14 protein-coding genes are annotated in these 17,814 nt (G+C 67.7%); 4 read left to right on the top strand and 10 right to left on the bottom strand.

The genetic code is table 11. The features are described from left to right. Positions 1-196: 196 nt before the first annotated feature. From AB4083_RS12005 to AB4083_RS11995, 3 genes are all read right to left on the bottom strand, one after another. Positions 197-2,638, bottom strand: a complete 2,442-nt coding sequence (locus tag AB4083_RS12005) for a TonB-dependent receptor (protein ID WP_441608043.1) — start codon at positions 2,636-2,638, stop codon at positions 197-199. 268 nt (positions 2,639-2,906) lie between these two features. Next, a complete protein-coding gene (locus AB4083_RS12000) occupies positions 2,907-5,423 on the bottom strand; it encodes a glycoside hydrolase family 3 N-terminal domain-containing protein (RefSeq protein ID WP_441608042.1) in 2,517 nt (838 codons plus the stop codon). 204 nt (positions 5,424-5,627) lie between these two features. Then, the gene (locus tag AB4083_RS11995) at positions 5,628-6,650 is read right to left on the bottom strand and encodes a LacI family DNA-binding transcriptional regulator (protein ID WP_441608041.1); all 1,023 of its coding nucleotides are present in this window, start codon (positions 6,648-6,650) and stop codon (positions 5,628-5,630) included. A 131-nt stretch (positions 6,651-6,781) separates the two neighbouring features. Between AB4083_RS11995 and AB4083_RS11990 the strand changes: the two genes are divergently transcribed. Next, complete coding sequence (locus tag AB4083_RS11990; protein ID WP_441608040.1) at positions 6,782-7,729, top strand: LysR family transcriptional regulator; 948 nt, start codon at positions 6,782-6,784, stop codon at positions 7,727-7,729. Positions 7,730-7,801: 72 nt separating this feature from the next. Here AB4083_RS11990 and AB4083_RS11985 read toward each other — a convergent pair whose 3' ends face one another. After that, positions 7,802-8,374: a lipocalin-like domain-containing protein gene (locus AB4083_RS11985; RefSeq protein ID WP_441608039.1), complete on the bottom strand. Its 573-nt coding sequence runs from the start codon at positions 8,372-8,374 to the stop codon at positions 7,802-7,804. A 297-nt stretch (positions 8,375-8,671) separates the two neighbouring features. On the opposite strand from AB4083_RS11985, the gene AB4083_RS11980 reads away from it, so the two are divergent. Next, the gene (locus AB4083_RS11980; protein WP_441608038.1) at positions 8,672-9,574 is read left to right on the top strand and encodes a LysM peptidoglycan-binding domain-containing protein; all 903 of its coding nucleotides are present in this window, start codon (positions 8,672-8,674) and stop codon (positions 9,572-9,574) included. A 10-nt stretch (positions 9,575-9,584) separates the two neighbouring features. Here the strand turns inward: AB4083_RS11980 and AB4083_RS11975 are convergent, their stop codons facing one another. The 5 genes from AB4083_RS11975 to AB4083_RS11955 form a co-directional block, all read right to left on the bottom strand. Next, on the bottom strand, positions 9,585-11,273 hold the full coding sequence (locus AB4083_RS11975) for a protein kinase domain-containing protein (protein ID WP_441608037.1): 1,689 nt from the start codon (positions 11,271-11,273) through the stop codon (positions 9,585-9,587). Then, on the bottom strand, positions 11,270-11,797 hold the full coding sequence (locus AB4083_RS11970) for an FHA domain-containing protein (RefSeq protein ID WP_441608036.1): 528 nt from the start codon (positions 11,795-11,797) through the stop codon (positions 11,270-11,272). The genes AB4083_RS11975 and AB4083_RS11970 overlap by 4 nt, the downstream gene beginning before the upstream one ends. 195 nt (positions 11,798-11,992) lie before the next feature. Beyond that, positions 11,993-13,384, bottom strand: coding sequence for an XVIPCD domain-containing protein (locus tag AB4083_RS11965; protein WP_441608035.1), 1,392 nt, complete (start codon positions 13,382-13,384; stop codon positions 11,993-11,995). A 36-nt stretch (positions 13,385-13,420) separates the two neighbouring features. Next, the gene (locus AB4083_RS11960) at positions 13,421-14,164 is read right to left on the bottom strand and encodes a hypothetical protein (RefSeq protein ID WP_441608034.1); all 744 of its coding nucleotides are present in this window, start codon (positions 14,162-14,164) and stop codon (positions 13,421-13,423) included. A 149-nt stretch (positions 14,165-14,313) separates the two neighbouring features. Then, entirely contained in the window at positions 14,314-15,156 is an 843-nt protein-coding gene (locus AB4083_RS11955) for a helix-turn-helix domain-containing protein (protein ID WP_441608033.1), read from the bottom strand. 137 nt (positions 15,157-15,293) lie between these two features. Between AB4083_RS11955 and AB4083_RS11950 the strand changes: the two genes are divergently transcribed. Together AB4083_RS11950 and AB4083_RS11945 are read left to right on the top strand one after the other, a co-directional pair. Beyond that, the gene (locus AB4083_RS11950; RefSeq protein ID WP_441608032.1) at positions 15,294-16,259 is read left to right on the top strand and encodes an alpha/beta fold hydrolase; all 966 of its coding nucleotides are present in this window, start codon (positions 15,294-15,296) and stop codon (positions 16,257-16,259) included. 96 nt (positions 16,260-16,355) lie between these two features. Then, a complete protein-coding gene (locus tag AB4083_RS11945) occupies positions 16,356-16,838 on the top strand; it encodes a DUF488 domain-containing protein (protein ID WP_441608031.1) in 483 nt (160 codons plus the stop codon). On the opposite strand, the gene AB4083_RS11940 is transcribed toward AB4083_RS11945, so the two are convergent. Beyond that, positions 16,795-17,619, bottom strand: coding sequence for a hypothetical protein (locus tag AB4083_RS11940; RefSeq protein WP_441608030.1), 825 nt, complete (start codon positions 17,617-17,619; stop codon positions 16,795-16,797). The genes AB4083_RS11945 and AB4083_RS11940 overlap by 44 nt on opposite strands. Positions 17,620-17,814 lie beyond the last annotated feature (195 nt).

The raw sequence follows: 17,814 nt of genomic DNA, 5'->3' as shown, positions 1-17,814 counted from the left end.
GGTTGGGGTGAGCGCAGCGAACCCCAACGATGCGGCCGCTTGGGAGGTCTGTTGGGGTTCGCCTCCGGCTCACCCCAACTTACGCGTCAAGCGGCAGCAACGTGTCCGCTTTCGCCCTGAAGAAAAGGCCGGGTCGCGCGGACCCGGCCAAGGGGAGTACGCCGGCGCCATCGCTGCGCCAGCGGATGGAACCCGATCAGAACCACACGCCCAACTGCACCCCGAACGTCCGCGGCGGCAGGTACTGCGACACGTACTGGAAGCTTCCGTCCGGCATCGAGAACCGCCCCGAGCTGGTACGCACGCGCCCATCGGTGACGTTCTGCACGAACGCCGCCACCCACCAGCGGTCCTGCGGTTCGGTATAGCGCAGCGCCAGATCGCCGCGGAAATACGCCTTCTGCTTGTCGCCAGCGCCAAGGTTGAACGTGCTCAGCCACTGGTCGCTCTGGTACTGGCCACTGAAGCGCGGGGTCAGGCGCCCGCCATTGCCCAGGTGGAAGTCATGCTCGTAGATCGCGGTAAGCGCGACATCCGGTGCATGCGGCAAGTCGTTGCCGGTGATATTCATGCAAGCCGAGATACCCGACTGCGGCGCGCACGCCGGCAGGCCCTGGTAATCGTTGCTGCCGGCATAGAGCAAGGTGCCGAGTTTCTTCTTCGGAATGACCGACAGCACCAGGTTGGCGCGGTCGTCCTGTTCCTGGTACGCCAGTTCCGACTCCAGGCCCGCCACCTTGGTGCTGCCCTTGACGTTGTTGAAGCCCAGGCCGCGGTTGCCGTCCGGATAAGTGATCGGCGCGGACAACTGGAAGTCCTTGAAGTCCTCGTAGTACGCCGCCGTGTTCCAGGTGAGCTTGCCGTCGAGGAAGACGAACTTGGTGCCGATCTCATAGTTGGTCAGCGTCTCCGGCTTGTACAGCGTGCCGGCGTCCTGGGTGCCGCCGGACTTGTAGCCGGTGGAGACGCTGGCGTAGAGCAGGCCGTGCTCGCTGATGTCGGTGTCGATGCGCGCCAGCCAGGTCACGCGGTCGTCGCTGTACTTGGCGTCGTTGCGGGTGGAGATATTGAAGCCGGTGGCCGGACTGGGATACGTGCTCGGCGCGATCGGCATCTGCGGCACCGTCGCGTCATAAGCCCAACCCCAGCCGCGCCCGTCGATGTTCTTCTTCACATCGTCTGACCAGCGCACGCCGCCGGTAAGGCGCCAGTGGTCGGACAGATGCCAGGTCGCCTGGCCGAACAGCGCCGTGGATTTCACCGTCTCCTTGGGCTGGATGAAGGAGCCCTGCCACGCCACCGATTCCGACACCATCGTGCCGTTCATGATCGGAATGTCGAAGCGGATGTTGTTGTCTTCGTAGCCGTAGTAGGCGCCGACGATCCAATCGACCGTTTGCTCGCCGACCGACTTCAGGTCGAACTCGTGGCTGTAGCTCTTGTAGTTCGACGAGTTGGTGCGGTCGTTCTGCGAGGAAGCGCCGGTGGCGAAGCTGGTCGGCACCTGCACGCCAGCGTCCTGGTCGAACTGGCTCTTGCCGGAGAAGTGGTTATAGCCGGCGATGTAGCTCAGCTGCATGCTGCTGCCGATATTCCAGTCCATGCGGCTGCGCAGCGTGCCGGAATTGCGGTGCAGGTCAGGCGCGGTGTCGATCAGCGCGGACCAGAACTCCTGCCCCTTCCGCGGCTGCTGCATCAGGCCCATGTTGAGCGTGCCGCGATCGATGAAGTACTCGTACGAGAGATTCCATTTGAACGCCTCGCTCGGTTGCCACAAGGCGCTGACGCGAGCGGCGGACTGATCCTGCGCGCTGTATTTGTCGCCGCCCTGCACGAACAGGCTGGGGTCGATCGGGCGGAACTTGGCGGGGTTGCCGCCGGCGGCCAGATAGGTGGCCTGCTGCTGCGCCACGCTGGGCAGCTGGCTGGACGGATTCTGGTAATCGACGTAACCGTCGTGCTGGGCGTGCACCACCGCCACGCGCATGGCGAAGGTGCTGCTGATCGGCAGATTCACCGCGGCGCGCGCGCCCATCATGTTGTAGTTGCCCGCTTCGATCTGCGCATTGCCGTAGAAGCCGGCATTGATATCGGGCTTGGCGGTCTGGAAGCTGATCGCGCCGGCCGTGGAGTTGCGGCCCCACAGCGTGCCCTGCGGGCCGCGCAGCACTTCCACGCCGTCCATATCCAGCAGCAGCCCGGCGGCGGCTTCGGCACGCGGCGAGTAGACGCCGTCGACGAAGGTGGCCACTTCCGGGTCGGCGTATTCGGTCTTGGCGCTGTCGTTGCCGATGCCGCGCATGGTCAGCGTCACCACGCCGTGGTCGCCCTGCGCGGTGGCCTGCAGGCCGGGCACCAGGCGGGTCAGGTCCTGCACCGTCATCACGCGCTCCTTGTCGAGCGTGTCGGGCGTGATGGCGCTGACGGCGACGGGTGTCTTCTGCAGCGGGGTTTCGCGCTTGGTGGCGCTGACCTCGATGGCGTCGAGCTGTTTGATCTTCTTGTCCGGGGCCGTGCTGCCCTGGGCTGGCGTGTTCGACGCGTTCGGCGCGTTCTGCGGATCGTCCGCTGCAAAGGCCACCGGCGCGGCGAGCGCCAGGGCCAAGGCGAGATGCAAAGCTGAGTGGCGCAACTTCATACAAGTCTCCCCTACGTCCTAGAGATGGGCGCCCCGTCTCCCCGACGGTGGCGTGATGGCTCGATCTCAAAATGACAGCGCTGTCATTTTGGAATGATAGACCGCCTTTCGCGCGGAAGCTTGACGCGTGGCAGCACGCGTGAACTCCACGTCAACCCCTTGCTATGACTGGTTCTGCGAGGCGATACCGCCGGATCTGGCGGCCCTCATGCTGCGTAGCGGGGGAGCCGGCTTCGGTCCAGCGCCTGACTCCCCGCCGTTCGGCGCCTTATTTGGCGCAATCCACGACCTGGTCCGCATCGGTGCCGAGCGCCACGCGCGCCAGCGCCACCGACGAGCCCGCACCCGCGCCCCACACGAACGGCTGGTCGATGCGATGCATGTCGGCGCCGGCCGTGCGGAAGCATTTCAGCGGCACGCCGATGCGTGTCCACGTGCCGGCGGGCAAGGCCGCCAGGGTCGGGCCGAGCGTGACGCGCCCCTTGCAACCCGCGCCGCAGCCCATGCCGATCCATGCGTCCTTGCCGGGCAAGGCATCCACGCGCAGCGTGGTCACCAGCAGCACGTCGCCATTGGTCTGGCGATCGAGATCGAACGGCGCGCGCGACTGGATCGTCAACTCGGCGCCGCTCTTCTTCCACTCGAAGCGGCGCGCGTCTTCCTGCGCCTTGTAGTCGAGGGCACTCATACGCAGGCTGCCGTCGCTGGTGCCGGACTGCGCCGTGCTGACCACCGCGGCAACGCCGTCGGTGCCGAGCAGGCGGAAGGTGTAGCCGCGCACCGATTTGCCGCGGTCGAGGTAGTTGCCCACCGGGATCTGCTCGCCGCTGATGCCTGAGGCTTCGGACAAGTCAGCCACGTTTGCGTGGTCGGCATAGCGCAGGCCGTAGCCGAGCGGAAAGCGCGACTCGCCCTGGCCATGCGCGCCGCTGCCCGGCCACGCATAAGCGAGCTTGCCGTGGAAGTCGTTGGCGAGCTTGCCGTCGCGCTTGCGCAGCAGCACGTCGGCAACGCCGCCGCCTTCGCTGCCCGGCAGCCAGGCGGCGACGAAAGCGTCGGCTACGTTGATCTCGCGATTCACCCACAGCGGGCGGCCACTGAGAAACACCGCCACCACCGGAATGCCGTCGCTGTGCAGGCGGCGCAGCAGTTCAAGATCGTGTTCGTCACCGGGGCGATACAGCAGGTTCGGCAGGTCGCCCTGGAACTCCGCATAGGGGTCCTCGCCGAACACCACCACGGCCACGTCGGGCTTGCTCGCATAGCGGCCATCGGCAGCGATCTCCACCTGCCCGCCCGCTGCCTTCACCTGCTCGGCGATGCCGGCGCCGATCGATTGCGCGCCGGGAAAGTCCCTGTTGCTCAGGCCCGTGCCCTGCCACGTCAAGGTCCAGCCGCCGCTCTGGCGCGAGATATTGTCCGCCGCATCGCCGGCCACCAGGATGCGTTTGCGCGGATCCAGCGGCAGCACGCCGTTGTTGTTTTTCAGCAGCACCAGCGATTCGCGCACGGCGCGGCGCGCCAGCGCGCGATGCGCGGGGCTGCCGATCACCTCGGCCGATTTCGCCGCCAGCGGCTGCGCCGACGGCGCGCCCGCTTCGAACAGGCCGGCGCGGAATTTCACGCGCAGGATGCGCGCCACGGCGTCATCCAGCCGCGCCGCGGAAATGGCGCCCGATTTCGCCTCGGCCAGCGTGTGCTCGTACAGGCCGCGCCAACTGTCCGGCGCCATCAGCATGTCGACGCCCGCATTGATCGAGGCGGGGCAATCGACATTGCTGCAGCCGGGCACCTGGCCATGTCCGTTCCAGTCGCCGACCACGAAGCCCTGGAAATCCATGCGGCCCTTGAGCACGCCGCTAAGCAAGGCCTGGTTGCCATGCATCTTCTGGCCGTTCCAGCTGGAGAACGAAGCCATCACCGTCTGCACGCCCGCATCGATCGCCGGCGGATAGCCGGCGGCATGCACGTCGCGCAGCTCGGCTTCGCTGACCTGCGCGTCGCCCTGGTCCTTGCCGTCCTTGGTGCCACCGTCGGCGAGGAAGTGCTTGGCGGAGGCGACCACGTGCGAGGCATCCAGGAAGTGCGGCGTGCCGACCTTGCCCTGCAGCCCTTCGATCATCGCGGCGGCGTATTGCGCCACCACCTTCGGGTCCTGCGAATAGCCTTCGTACGAGCGGCCCCAGCGCAGGTCCTGCGGCACGGCGAGCGTGGGCGCGAAGGTCCAGTTGATGCCGGTGGCGCGCACTTCCGCCGCGGTCGCCGCGCCGATGTCGCGGATCAGTTGCGGGTCGCGGGTGGCACCGAGCGCGGAGTTCTGCGGGAACAGCGTGGCGCCCACGGTGTTGTTGTGGCCGTGCACGGCGTCGATGCCGATCAGCAGCGGGATCGCCTGGTGGCCATCGGCGCTGTCCATCGCGACGCGGTAGAACGCGTCGGCCATGGCTTTCCACTGTTCCGCGGTGGCGGTGGTCTTGCCGTCCGGCTTGGAATTGCCGCCGGCGAGGATTGAGCCGAGCCGATACTTGCGCAGGTCTTCCGGCGTGATCGCGGAGATATCGGCCTGGATCAGCTGGCCGACTTTTTCTTCGACGCTCATCTTCGCCATCAACGCGGCGACCCGCTGTTCGAGCGCCGCATCGCGCGGCAGCGGCCAATGGGCCGCCGGCCATTGTTCGGGATGGACGGCCGTATCGGCGGCCGGCACGGCGCCTAGCGGCAGGCAGGCCAAGGCGACGGCCCATGCGATCGGTGCAACACGCAAACGACGAACGGATGCCAGCACGCTTCTCTCCCTTCCACGATAAAGACCATCGGCACTCCCCCTGGAGCGGCTCCAGAGCCGAGAGCCTGCCAGAAATGACAGCGCTGTCAACGAGCGTTGCAGCACGTCCGGCGTAGGTTGGGGTGAGCCGCAGGCGAACCCCAACATAGCCCACCGGGAGCGCATCGCGTGTTGGGGTTCGCCTGTGGCTCACCCCAACCTACGTCATGGGCTGCGTGGCGGCTTGGCGGTGGATTCGCGCAGCTGCAGTGTGTACGGCACCTGCAGCAACAACCCCGTGCCGCGCCCGCGCAACTTGTCCATCAACTGCAAGGTCGCCAGCTTGCCCATCTCGCGACTCGGCTGCCGCACCGTCGTCAACGGCGGCCACAGCTGCGTCGCCAGCGGCGTGTCGTCGAAGCCGCACACCGAGAGATCGCGCGGCACCTTCAGGCCACGCTCGTTGGCGGCCCACATCACACCGGCCGCCATATCGTCATTCGCCGCAAAGATCGCCGTCGGCCGCTTGGCCAGCTCGAACAAGCCGCGCGCCGCCATCACGCCGGAGCCGAAGGTGAATTCCCCTTGCACCACCAGCTTCGGATCGAACGGCAGGCCAGCGGCCACCAGCGCATCCTTGTAACCCTGCAGGCGCCAGCGGCTGGCGCCATGGTTGGCGATGCCCACGATATGGCCGATGCGCTTATGCCCCAGCTCGACCAGGTGCTGCACCACCGCCTTGGCCGCCTGCTGCTCGTCCATGCATACGCCGATCGCGTCCTCGCGATGCAGCGGCGAGATGCTGGCGTACGGCACGCCGTGCTCCTGCAGCCGGCGCAGCAGGGGCGCGTGGTCGGTCAGCGGCGGCGTCATGATCACGCCGTCGATATGGTGGTCGGCCACCAGGGCGTCGATGCGGCGGATCGGGTCGTGCCCGCGCAGGCGCAGCGGGCTGACCATCATGCTGTAGCGATGGGCGTCGCAGGCGTCGAGCACGCCGTCCTGGATCTCGGCCAGATAGGTCGAGGCCGGGTTCTCGTTGTTGTCGTACAGCATCGCGATCAGGAACGAGCGGCTGCCCGCCAGCCCGCGCGCCGCGGGGCTGGGGCGGTAGTTCATCGATTCCATCGCGGCCAGCACTTTCTTGCGCGTGGATTCCTTGACCGACGGCTCCTCGTTCAGCACGCGGGATACCGTCTTGGGCGACACGCCCGTCGCGCGCGCTACGTCTTCCAGGCGGACCCGCATGCCATTCCCCACGTCGACTGCCGCGGGGGACTATGCCTGCCGCGCGGGACGCTTTACAAGGAGGCGCCCGGCGCGCGCGGAACCGTCGCGCCGCCCGGCAGCCACACACACCGTCCACTGGAAATGCCCCGATGAAGTCCACCAAAGCGCTCGACCTCGATGCCGTCAAGGCCTTCGTCTTTATCGCCGACCTGCAGAGCTTTACGCGCGCCGCGCAGACGCTCGCCACCACCCAGTCCGCGCTCAGCCTGAAGCTGCGGCGGCTGGAGGAACAGCTGGGCCGGCGCCTGCTGGAACGCACGCCGCGGCAAGTGCGGCTGTCTGCGGAAGGCTCGCTGTTCCTGGCCGCGGCGCGCGAGCTGGTGGGGGCGCACGAGCGGGCGGTGTCCTCGTTCCACGTCGAGCGGCGCCGGCTCACCGTCGGCATCAGCCAGCTGATCGTCGGCAGCGAACTGCCGGCCCTGCTGCGCCATATGAACGAGCACGACGCGCATCTGCTGCTGGAACTGCGCGTGGGCGGTTCGCGCGAGCTGCTGCAGGCGTACGAGGAGGGCGCGCTGGACGCGATCCTGGTGATGCAGCCGGAAAGCCGGCGGCAGGAGGGCGAGGTGATCTATGCGGAGCAGTTCGCGTGGATCGCGGCGCCGCATTGGCGGCCACGTCCCGGCGATCCGCTGCCGCTGTCGACGCAGGGCGAGTCGTGCAGCATCCGCGCCGCCGCGGTGCGCGCGCTGGACCAGGTCGGGATCGCCTGGACCGAGGTGTTTATCGGCAAGGGCGCCGCGGTGCTTGGCGCTGCCGCCGCGGCCGGCCTGGCGATTGCCGTGCTGGCCCGGCGGGCTGCGCCGGCCGGCACGGTCGATATCGGGCCGGCCTTGTCGCTGCCGGAGCTGCCGCGGCAGGACGTGGTGCTGTACACGGGGCTCAACGATCCGCGCTCGCGGCAGGCGCTGCAGACGCTGGCCGACTCGTTCAAGCAATTGGCGATCGCCAATGTTTCGCCGTCGAAGCTGGAACCCGCCTCCCTTCGGCGACCCGAAGGTAGCCCCGTGGGAGAGAAGGTGCCGGCAGGCGGATGAGGGTTCGTCCGGAGTGGTGCACATCACGCTTGCGCTCCGCCCGCACCCTCACCCCAACCCCTTTCTCCCGTTTCAGTCGGCCTTCCGCCAAACAACTTCGCCATGCGCACCATCTGACGAACCGCTCGACGGCTTGGCCACGATATAGGTGAGCTGGTCGCCATCCCGCGTAAAGCCGGTGGTTCCGCCGCGCCCGACCCAGTTCGGGAACGTGGCCTGCACGATATGCGAGGTCATCTTGTCGTCCTGCACGGCCACCGTGCCGTAGTGCGCATTGAGGTCCAGCGACGCGGCGCGGTACTCCTCCGGCGTGCCCTTGGACTTGTCGTTCACCGCGAACGGCGTGCGGGTGGCACGCGCGATCACCATCGAGTAGTGGCCACGCGAGTCGATCATCCACTGGCCCTGCGGGTCGTGCCCGTAGAGCTCGACGCGGCGGCCGTCCGGATAGACGTTGTCGCAGCGGACCAGGGTCCAGGTGCCGACCAGCCAGGCCGGCACGGGCATCGCTGCCATTGCCATGGCGGGCTTGGCCTGGTCCTGCGGTGCGGCGGCCGCGGCCTGGGCGAAGGAAGCGAACAGGGCCACGAGCAGGGCGCCCGAAGCAACGAAGGTACGGTGCGTAAGCGTGCGATGACGAAGCATGGGGATCCTCGGTGGTGTGGTGGAGCAAGTGCAGGCTAGGCCTGCAATCGATCGCGCAACAGCCGGCCCAGGCGTATTTCAGCGATGGCGAAATCGATATGGCTGGCCGGTCAATGCGGGCCAATCCGGCCGCGCACGGCCATGGCCCTCTCGCGCGCCGGACGTGTCGGCGCTAATGTCGCTTCGCTGTTCCTGTGCAAACGCCAGGAACGGCGCGGCAGGGCAGGCGATCCGGAAGATCGCCGCCTCGGGGCGACGCCTGCGACGCGGCGCCGGACAAGACAGGGGAAGACGGTGGTGGTTTCGTTGTATGGCAGGCGCCTGGCGCTGGTGGTTTCCCTGCTCGCGCTGGGTGGCTGCGCCCAGGTCAGCGTGGTCCGATCCGAAGTAGACAAGGCCCTGGGCAACCCGCCCGCGCCGAAAGCGGCGCCTGCCGCCAACGCCGACGTTCGCGACGGCGACCTGATGCCGCCCGCCACGGTGGTCAACACCTATCTGCAATACGGCCGCTACGCCGACGGCGAGCGCCGCCTGCGCCAATACCTGGCCCGCTATCCCGGCGACCGCGCCGCGCAAGGCCTGCTGCGCCAGCTCACCGCCGATCCGCGCGAAGCGCTGGGCGCGGCCTCGCGCAACTACGTGGTGCAGCAGGGCGATTCGTACAGCACGCTGGCCTCGCGCTACCTGGGCGACGCCAGCCGCTTCCTGATCCTGGCCCGCTACAACGGCTCGGACGATCCGTCCGCGTTGCACGTGGGCGATACCGTGCGGCTGCCGACCGCACCGGCGCGCGCACCCGCGGCGGACACGCTGGTGGTGCGTGCCACGGCGGACGATCTGCTCGCCACGCCCGCGGCCGCCACCGGCAACACCGCTGCGGCTGCAAGCCCCGCCGACGCCCAGCACCTGCAGGCGGAAAGCACGGCCTTGCTACGCCAGGGCCACAAGACTGACGCGCTGGCGCGGCTGGACCAGGCACTCAAGCTCGATCCGCATCTGAAGCCCGCGGGCGACCAGATGCTGCGCGACCAGTTGCTGTCGACCTATCACGAGCGCGCGGTGCTGTTGTACCGCGACCAGAAGCTGGACCAGGCGATCGCGCTATGGGACCACGTGCTGGATATCGACCCGGGCTACGAGCGGGCGATCATCTATCGCGCCCGCGCCGTGGAACTGAAGCAGCGGTTGAAGCAGCTCTGAGGCTGCCGGCTCAGCCCAGCGCCTGACGATCTTCCTCGTCGCCCTGCAGGATCAGCGTCGGCTGTGCGGCCGCATCCGCGACGGCGCCCGGCGTGGATGCGCTTTCGCCCGGCTGGCGTGCCTGCAGCGTGCTGTTCATCAGGTTGAAGGTGGCGAACAGCCGGCCGAGTTCGTCGCGCCGTACCAGGCGGATGCGGTAGCCATACTCACCCCGCGCCACGCGCAGCATCGCCTCGCCCAGCATGCCCAGCAGCGCCAGCGGGCGGCGGAACAACGCATAGGCCGCGCCCACCATCGCCGCCAGGGTCACCACCAGCACCGCGGCGATCACCCAGAAGGTGGTGCGCTGCGCGGCCGCCAGCGGCGCCGTGCTCACGCCCAGGCGCAGCGTGCCGACACCCTTGTCCTGGTAGCGGATCGGCACGTCGAACAGCAGCATCGGCGCCTCGCCCGCGCTGCCCATGCGGCTCTGGTAGCTGGTCACGCCTTCGGTCAGCACGCGCCGCGACAGCGGTGCCGGGGGCAGCGCGCCGCCGAGTTCGGCCGGCGCGGTGCTGGCCACCACGGCGCCGTCGCGGTTGGCGATGGCCAGGTAATGGATCTGCTGGTTGCGCGAGACGTCCTGCACCAGCGCGCGGGTCGCCGCGTCGTCGTGCAGCAGCAGGTTCTCCGCCGCCTCGCCGGCGACTACGCGGCCCAGCGAGCCGCCGAAGTCGGTGGCCAGTCCGTTCACCGCGGTGTTCTGCTTGGCGTAGATCGCGGCCAGGCCGGCCAGCAGCACCACGCACAGGATCGCCGCCAGCGCGCCGATCCAGCGCGTGCGCAGCGAGATGATGCGCGAGGCCAGAGGCGATTCGTGCGTACGCTCGTACTCGCGGCGCGCCAGGCGCAGGTCGTCGATCACCTCGGCGCCGCGCTGGTAGCGCGTGCCCGGGACGGGCGAGAGCAGGGTGCGCACCACGCCGACCAGCATCGCCGGCGTGGCCGGGTCGATCGGGTCGATCGACGGGCGCGGCAGGCGCTGGCGTTCGCGCAGCAGGCGCGGCAGGTCGGGCATGTCCGGCCACGGCAGCTTGCCGGTGATCAGCCAGTACAGCACCACGCCGAGCGAGAACAGGTCGCTGCGCGCATCCGCCGCTTCGCCGCGCAGGCGCTCCGGCGCCATATAGGCGGGCGTGCCGCCGATGATGCGGCCGTCGCCGGCGCCTTCCGCGCGGCGCTCGGCGATGCCGAAGTCGCTGAGCTTGGCGTAATGCCAGTCGTCGACCAGCATGATGTTCTCGGGCTTCACGTCGTGGTGCAGCACGCCCTGGCCATGCGCGTAGTCCAGCGCGGCAGCCATCTGCGAACCCAGCTCGATCACCACCGACAGCGGCGGCAGGCCTTCGCGCGCCACGCGGGTGGACAGCGACTCGCCCGGCAACCGTTCCATCGCGATATAGGCGCGCCCGTCCTCGGTGCGTCCGGTGTCGAAGATGGTGACGATATTGGGATGGACCAGCTGGCCGGCAGCGCGCGCCTCGGCCAGCAGGCGTTCCTCCAGCCCGCGCGCGGCGGCGCGGCGGTGCAGGCATTTGATCGCCACGGGGCGGTCGATGCCCGGGTCGAAGCCGGCGTAGACCATGGCCATGGCGCCGGCGCCGAGCACGCCGTCGATACGGTAGCGGCCGATCATCCTCGGCGCGGCGACGGCGTTCATGCGCGGGTGGTCATCCACCAGGTGAGCGCCACGGCGCCGGCCACCGCCACCAGCACGGCGGCGATCAGCCAGCCGGTGACGGCGCGCATGCGGCCGCCCGGTTCGCGGGTGAGGAAGACGAACTCCGCCTGGCCGAAGCGCACGCGGTCGCCATGGCGCAGCGGCGCCTCGTGCACGCGCTGGCCGTTGACGAAGGTGCCGTTGGTCGAAAGGGTGTTCATGACCACGTAGTGGCCTTGCTGATTCATGATCCAGGCATGCGTGGACGACACGCTGAGCTCGTCGATCACCACGTCGTTATGCCCGCCGCGGCCCACCGTCTGGCGCCCGGCATGCAGGGCGAAGCGGCGGCCCTCGAAGCCTTCCGAGGCGCCTTCCAGCACCGGCGACGTCGCACTGGCGCGGCCGCCGGTCTCGGGTTCGGCCTGGGCGGCCAGGCGCTTCAGCTCCTCGGCCGAAAACAGCCGCGTGCCTTGCGGGCCGGCGGAACGGCGGGGCGGAGAAGTGGCTCGATGGGTTTCCATGACGCGTTTTCGCAGCGGCTCAGCCGGACACTGTAGCCAACATATGTCGGCCATGGCGATCAAAGCTTGACCGGGCGCACACCGGGAGCACGCGCCACCACGGCGTAGCCTGGGCTGAGCCGCAGGCGGCCAGCGCCCGAAGCGAGGCGAACGGCGCGCGGGAGCGGCCGGTGCCGCTCCCGCCTGGCCGCCGGCTCATCGCGGCATCGAGCCCTGCTGCTGCGACTGCTGGTGCTGCTGCTGTTGCTGCTGGTTCTTCGCCTGCTCCTGACCCGGCGCGCCCGGCAACTGCGCGCTGGAGGCACTGCTCTGCGCCAGTGGCGTATTGATCGCCTGGCCGACGTTCACCTCGGCGTGCTGCTTGAACGGCGAGCGCAGGTCGCCCTGCACCGCCCAGGCGCGCGAGCCGTCGTCGTTGAGCACCACGTGGTTGATTTCCTTCAGGCCCTGGCGCTGGGCCTCTAAGGCCAGCGAGCCGGCGAAGTTTTCGCGCTGTCCGCTGGAGGCGCCGCCGCCGAGCTTCTGCACCCCGTCCAGGGCCTGGTTATAGAGCGCGTTCTGCGGATGCCCCGGCTGGTTCAGCAGCGGCTTGGCGGCCTGCTCCTGCGCATGCAGTTTGGTCTGCAGCTGCAGCTGCTTCTGGCTCAGCGGGCCGGCTTCGCCGTCGCGCTGCAGGTGATGGTCGTGCTGGAACGACTCCAGCGCGCCCTTGGTCCCCGGGCCGAACTGCCCGTCCACGCGCAGCGGCTTGCCGTCGGCGCCCTTGTAGCCCAGGTCGTGCAGCTGCTTCTGCAGTGCGCTGACGTCGTGGCCCTTGTCACCTTCCTTGAGCACGGCATGGCCGGCCGGCGCGGCATGCTTGGGCGGCTGCGCGGAGGGCGCCTCGGGCTTGGCCGGCGGCGCCGCGCCGGGCGCACTGGGTGCGGCCTTGGCCGGCACGCCCTTGTCCAGCTCCTGCGCGTACTTGGCGTACTTGTCCATCTGCTGGCCCATGCCCTTGTAGGCCTCGGCCACCGTCATGCTGCCGTCGCCGTACAGGCCGGGGTTGCGCTCGATCACCTTGTGCGACAGCACGTGGTCCACCCGCTGGCCGGGGTCGGCCTTCAGCGCATCGAGGAACTTGGTGCCGCCGCCCTGGCCGAGGTTGTGCAGCGCGTAGACGTTGGCGTCCGCATCCGGGCCGCCGAGCTTGGCGCCGAGCTGCATGTTCTGCTTGGTGAACTCCGCCAGCATGCCGGCCTGCAACTTGGAGTTGTTGCGCATGTCCGGCGAATTGATCTGGTCGGCGGTGAGCTTGTCGGCATTGGGCACGCCGTACTTCTCGCCGTACTTGTGCACCATGCCGACCCAGGTGTCGTCCAGGAACTGGCCGTAGCCATAGGCCGAGGACATCGCCTTGGTGCCGTCGAACTGCGTCACCGTGTTGAGCCCCGCGTGCTTGGCGCCGGCGATCGGGCGCGCATGCGGGTTGTAGCCGGATTCGAAGCCGGCGATCTTGGCCATCAGGCCGGGCTCGATGCCGGCCTTGGCGGCGGCCTCGGCGAGATCCTGCTTGTTCGCTTCCCAACGTTCGTCGATCTTGGACATGTCGTTTCCTCCGTGAATTTTGGTGTCCGGCGCGGCTTACTTGGCCCCGGGCAGCTGGTACGCGTATTTCTTCGGATCGAAGTTCACCGTGAAGTCCGCCACCTTGGCCTTCGCCTTGGTCTTGGTCACGGTCAGCGGGAACAGGCCCGGGCCGGGACGCTCGGCGACCTTCAGCTCGTAGGTCACGTCCTGCTCGCTAGCCGTGGTCTGCGGAATGCGGCTGACGTCGACGAAGCCGGCCTGGCGCGGCATCACGATGCTGTAGTCGGCCACCACCTTGCCCTGGATCGCGCTGCCGCTGACGAACAGCCAGCCGTAGTCGCCCTGGTTGCTCAGCTTGACGAGGCCGGCCTTGTTGCAGCCGCAATAACCGTTGCTGCCGAACTCCATCGCGCTGTCCATCGCCACGAAGGTCCAGCCGCCCTTGGCGTCCACGCTGACCTGGAACGCGCCGAGCAGGCCGGGGTCGGTCTGGCCATAGCTGTAGCGGTTGTCGTCGTGGATGTCGTAGGCGTTGGCGGCATACACCAGCAGCTGCTTGCCCTTGGCCGTGTCGACCAGCTCCGGCTTGCCGGGCTGCATGCAGTAGGTGAGGTCGTCGCCCTGCTCGGTGGTGTGGGTGTAGGTCCAGCAGGCGTGCTTGGCGTCGTACTGCTTGCCGTACTGGTCTTCCATCACCGCCTTGACGATGGCGTTCGTATCCGGCGCGGGGGCGGCGCAGGCGGCCTGGCCCAGCAGCAGCACCGATAGGGCGAATCCAGCCCTGGCGATCTTGTACATCTGTCGTCTCCTTCGCATGACCGTCGGCTTTCTGCGAAATCACAGTAGCGGCGGGACTTTAGCCGCTTTGTCCGGGGGCCGGGTGTAAATGCGGTTAACCGTAACGCGAGGATGTGAACGGCTTCATGCCACGGGCGCGAGCGGATGTTTCAGCGGCGGCTCTGCGCGATCTCGGCCGGGCTCGCCCCCAGCATCCGCCGTACGCAGCGCGCCATATGGCCGGCATGCGCGAAGCCGGCTTCGGCGGCGATCGCGGTCAGGCTCAGCTTGCCCTCCAGCAGGCGCAGCCGTGCGCGCTCCACCCGCCGCTCCATCACGAAGCGGTGCGCCGGCAGGCCGGTGGCCTGGCGGAACAGCGGCTTGAAGTGGGACAGGCTGTAGCCGGCGACGGCGGCCAGTTCCGGCAGGGTGAGGTCCTGCTCGAGATGGGCCTCGATGTATTCCACGACGCGGCGCAGGCGCCACGCGGGCAGGGCGCGCGTCAGCGTCGGCGCGGCCTGGCGCGTCTGCAGCACCAGCAGGCGCGCGGCCAGGGCGGAGGCTAGGCTGTCGGCGAACAGGCGGCCGCCGGGATGCGTGTCGCGCTCCTCGGCCTGCATCATCCAGCCGATGCGTTCGACCTGCGGGTCGCGGATATGGATGGAGGGCGCCAGCGCCGTGTCGCAGGAGCCCATGGCTTCGGCCGCTTCCTGCAACAAGCCGGGCGACAGGCGCAGCAGCAGCGAGGTAGCCGGCGCCGTCAAGGTCCAACGCGTGCTGGATCCGGCCGGCACCACGCAGAACTGTCCGTGCAGGCGGGTGCCTTCCCGCTCGATGCGGCCGGCGCGATACGACACCGGCACCGGCTCGCCCAGGTGCAGGCACAGCACGTGGCGATGATCGACCGGGGAATCGAAGCGGCCCTGCGGCACCGGCGAGGTGAGCACGTCCAGCAACGGCAACCGGTCCGCGGCGGCGGACGGAGCGGGATAGCAGTCGGGCCGGCCAGTCATGCCCGCCATCGTTCGCCGATCCCGCGCGGGCGGCATGTGCCGGAAATCATCCATCGGTGTCCGGCGCCGGCCGCCGGTGCACGTGCGGCTTCGGCGCACAGGCCAGCATGGCCGCCTTCCCCAGCCGGAGTTCGACCATGCAGCGCCGCCAGTTTCTGCAGTACAGCCTCGCCGCCCTGGCCGCTGGCGCCGGCTTGATCGCGCCGGTGCGAGCACGCGGCCTGCCCGGCGAAACCCACGCCACCGACGCCGCCACCTTCCGCGCCATGCGCCGCTACGCCGACTTGCCGTTCGGCCGGATCGCCTACGCCGATCGCGGCCACGGCAAGGCCGCGCTGTTCCTGCACGGCGCCCCGCTCAACAGCTACCAATGGCGCGGCGCCATCGACCGCCTCGCCACCCACCGCCGCTGCATCGCACCGGATTTCATGGGCCTGGGCTATTCGGACATTCCCGCAGGCCAATCGCTCGCCGCCGCCGCCCAGGCCGCCATGCTCGCCGCCTTGCTGGACAAGCTTTCCATCCACGACGTCGACATCGTCGCCAGCGACAGCGGCACCGCCGTCGCCCAGCTCTTCCTCGCCCGCCACCCGGAGCGCGTGCGCACCCTGCTGCTCAGCAACGGCGACGTGGAAATCGACAGCCCGCCAGCGAAGGTGAAACCCGCCATCGAGATGGCCCGCAACGGCACGCTCGCCGACGCGACTGCCAAGTGGCTGACCGATCGCGCACTGGCCCGCTCCACGTTTGGCGCCGCGGTGTTCCACGATCCCAGCCGCTTTGCCGACGAGACCATCGATTACTACGTCACGCCACTGGTGAGCACACCGCTGCGGCGCAAGCAGTACCACGCATTCCATCTGGCGCTGGAGCCGAATCCATTGGCGGGCATCGAAGCCACGCTCAAGCGCAGCCAGGTGCCGGTACGGATGGTGTGGGGCGCGAGCGACGATATCTTCGCGCTGGCGGACGCGGAGTATCTGGATCGGACGTTTGCGCAGTCGCGCGGGATTCGGCGCGTGGCGGAAGGGAGGTTGTTCTTCCAGGAGGAGTATCCGGAGATCATTGCGGAAGAATCCCGGCAATTGTGGGGCCTGGCCTGAAAGCATGGGCACAGGGACTACATGCACCGCATGCGTTCGCAGACGTATTCTCGATCGGGATAGCCCGCTAAACTTCCCGTATCTGAGGGCGCCTGCATGACTATCTTCACCATCGGCTACGAAGGCCTCGACATCGATTCGTTCATCGAATTGCTGAAAAAGCACGGGATCGAAACCGTAGTCGACATCCGTGAACTTCCGTTGTCGCGCAAGCCTGGTTTTTCGAAGCGATCGTTATCGGAGGCCCTCAAGACCGGGGGCCTGGCCTATGTGCATATGGTCGCCCTCGGTTGCCCTCGACCGGTGCGCGATCGTTACAAGCACGATGGCGACTGGGGGCACTACACCAAAGGCTTTCTTCGGTATCTGGACAGCCAGGATGAAGCCATCGATGAGCTCGCCGGCAGAGCCACGGCTTCAAACTGCGCACTGCTGTGCTTCGAGGCCGACTACCGTTTTTGCCATCGATCCTTCGTCGCGGATGCGGTTCAAGCACGCTCAGGCGCCACGGTTCGGCACATCACCAAGGCCGCTGCTAAAACAACGCGCCCTGCGCGTTCTGCAAGGGTGGCAGCCTAGGCGGATAGATCAGGCTCACGATCAGCCATTGGTCTTGAAAGCGATGCTGATTGCCCATCAGGAACATAAGATCCTTCCCAAGAAGGTCGCCTTCCAGTTTCGCGCGGAAAGGCTCTTCCCAAGTGGGGCCGTATAGCCTGAGGCAGTTCCAGTAAAGCGCGCCGGCCTCCCAATCCACGATCTTATGGTGACGGGTCACTTCGCCATCTGACGCGCTGTATTCGCAGTGATAGTAGAAATCGAAAGGTATCTTGCGGAGTTGCCTGACTTCCTTTCGTGCCTCGCTCTCAGCGAAGAGTTCCATCTGCGACTGAGCCAGCTTCTCTCTTTCATCAGCAGTCCATTCAGCATGTCTTGCCGGCCTGATCTCCAGGCCGATAACTCGCGAAGGCCGCAGCAGCGCCAATGAAACGTTTTCCTTGACGCGCGCAGCGTCCATCCCCGCATAGCCCTCAAACCCGGGCATTTGGCCAGGCCAGGCGCGGCGTCCGGCCCAGTCTTGCCTGGTGTCTATCTGAGGACCGCAAACCACGGTGTCCACATAGACCCGATGGCTTTCCGGCCGGTGGTCGGTCGTGGCCTTCTCGACGCGGACATCGATCCATTGCCATTTCCTGAATTGCTGCCCGTCTTCGATCAATCGAAACGGGATGGGATACAACCGGCGCATGCTGCCGTGTTCGGTGATTCCCGCCACACAGGAGGTCTCCACATAGTGTGTACTGGGAGACGGATAGGTTTTGGCGAGAATCAGGATGCGCTCCATCCTTGACGTTGCCATGCTCGTGTTCCTTCACGGTTGGCCGATCCATCGAGTGGCTAGGCCTATGTGCCCAAAAAATGTACCGGAGAAGGATTCAAACTAAAGCAAGCGGCTCCACCGGTATGTAGGGTTTGGCCTGCAAAGCCGTCAGGGGTGGCAGACGGTGAGCTGGCGATAGCGGCTGTCGGACGATTGTCGATTCCCCCACCATCC

Origin of the sequence: Dyella sp. 2RAB6 (assembly GCF_052115385.1) — a bacterium.
Taxonomy (GTDB): domain Bacteria; phylum Pseudomonadota; class Gammaproteobacteria; order Xanthomonadales; family Rhodanobacteraceae; genus Dyella_D.
Note: the sequence above shows the minus strand (reverse complement) of the source record. Positions and strands in the feature narration are given on the sequence as shown.

What these genes read in the sequence shown, in the direction of transcription:
- AB4083_RS11970 (WP_441608036.1), bottom strand. Translation starts at nt 11,797, where the DNA reads ATGGAAACCCATCGAGCCACTTCTCCGCCCCGCCGTTCCGCCGGCCCG.
- AB4083_RS11950 (WP_441608032.1), top strand. Translation starts at nt 15,294, where the DNA reads ATGCAGCGCCGCCAGTTTCTGCAGTACAGCCTCGCCGCCCTGGCCGCT.
- AB4083_RS11965 (WP_441608035.1), bottom strand. Translation starts at nt 13,384, where the DNA reads ATGTCCAAGATCGACGAACGTTGGGAAGCGAACAAGCAGGATCTCGCC.
- AB4083_RS11960 (WP_441608034.1), bottom strand. Translation starts at nt 14,164, where the DNA reads ATGTACAAGATCGCCAGGGCTGGATTCGCCCTATCGGTGCTGCTGCTG.
- AB4083_RS11975 (WP_441608037.1), bottom strand. Translation starts at nt 11,273, where the DNA reads ATGAACGCCGTCGCCGCGCCGAGGATGATCGGCCGCTACCGTATCGAC.
- AB4083_RS11990 (WP_441608040.1), top strand. Translation starts at nt 6,782, where the DNA reads ATGAAGTCCACCAAAGCGCTCGACCTCGATGCCGTCAAGGCCTTCGTC.
- AB4083_RS11995 (WP_441608041.1), bottom strand. Translation starts at nt 6,650, where the DNA reads ATGCGGGTCCGCCTGGAAGACGTAGCGCGCGCGACGGGCGTGTCGCCC.
- AB4083_RS12005 (WP_441608043.1), bottom strand. Translation starts at nt 2,638, where the DNA reads ATGAAGTTGCGCCACTCAGCTTTGCATCTCGCCTTGGCCCTGGCGCTC.
- AB4083_RS11955 (WP_441608033.1), bottom strand. Translation starts at nt 15,156, where the DNA reads ATGACTGGCCGGCCCGACTGCTATCCCGCTCCGTCCGCCGCCGCGGAC.
- AB4083_RS11945 (WP_441608031.1), top strand. Translation starts at nt 16,356, where the DNA reads ATGACTATCTTCACCATCGGCTACGAAGGCCTCGACATCGATTCGTTC.
- AB4083_RS11940 (WP_441608030.1), bottom strand. Translation starts at nt 17,619, where the DNA reads ATGGCAACGTCAAGGATGGAGCGCATCCTGATTCTCGCCAAAACCTAT.
- AB4083_RS11985 (WP_441608039.1), bottom strand. Translation starts at nt 8,374, where the DNA reads ATGCTTCGTCATCGCACGCTTACGCACCGTACCTTCGTTGCTTCGGGC.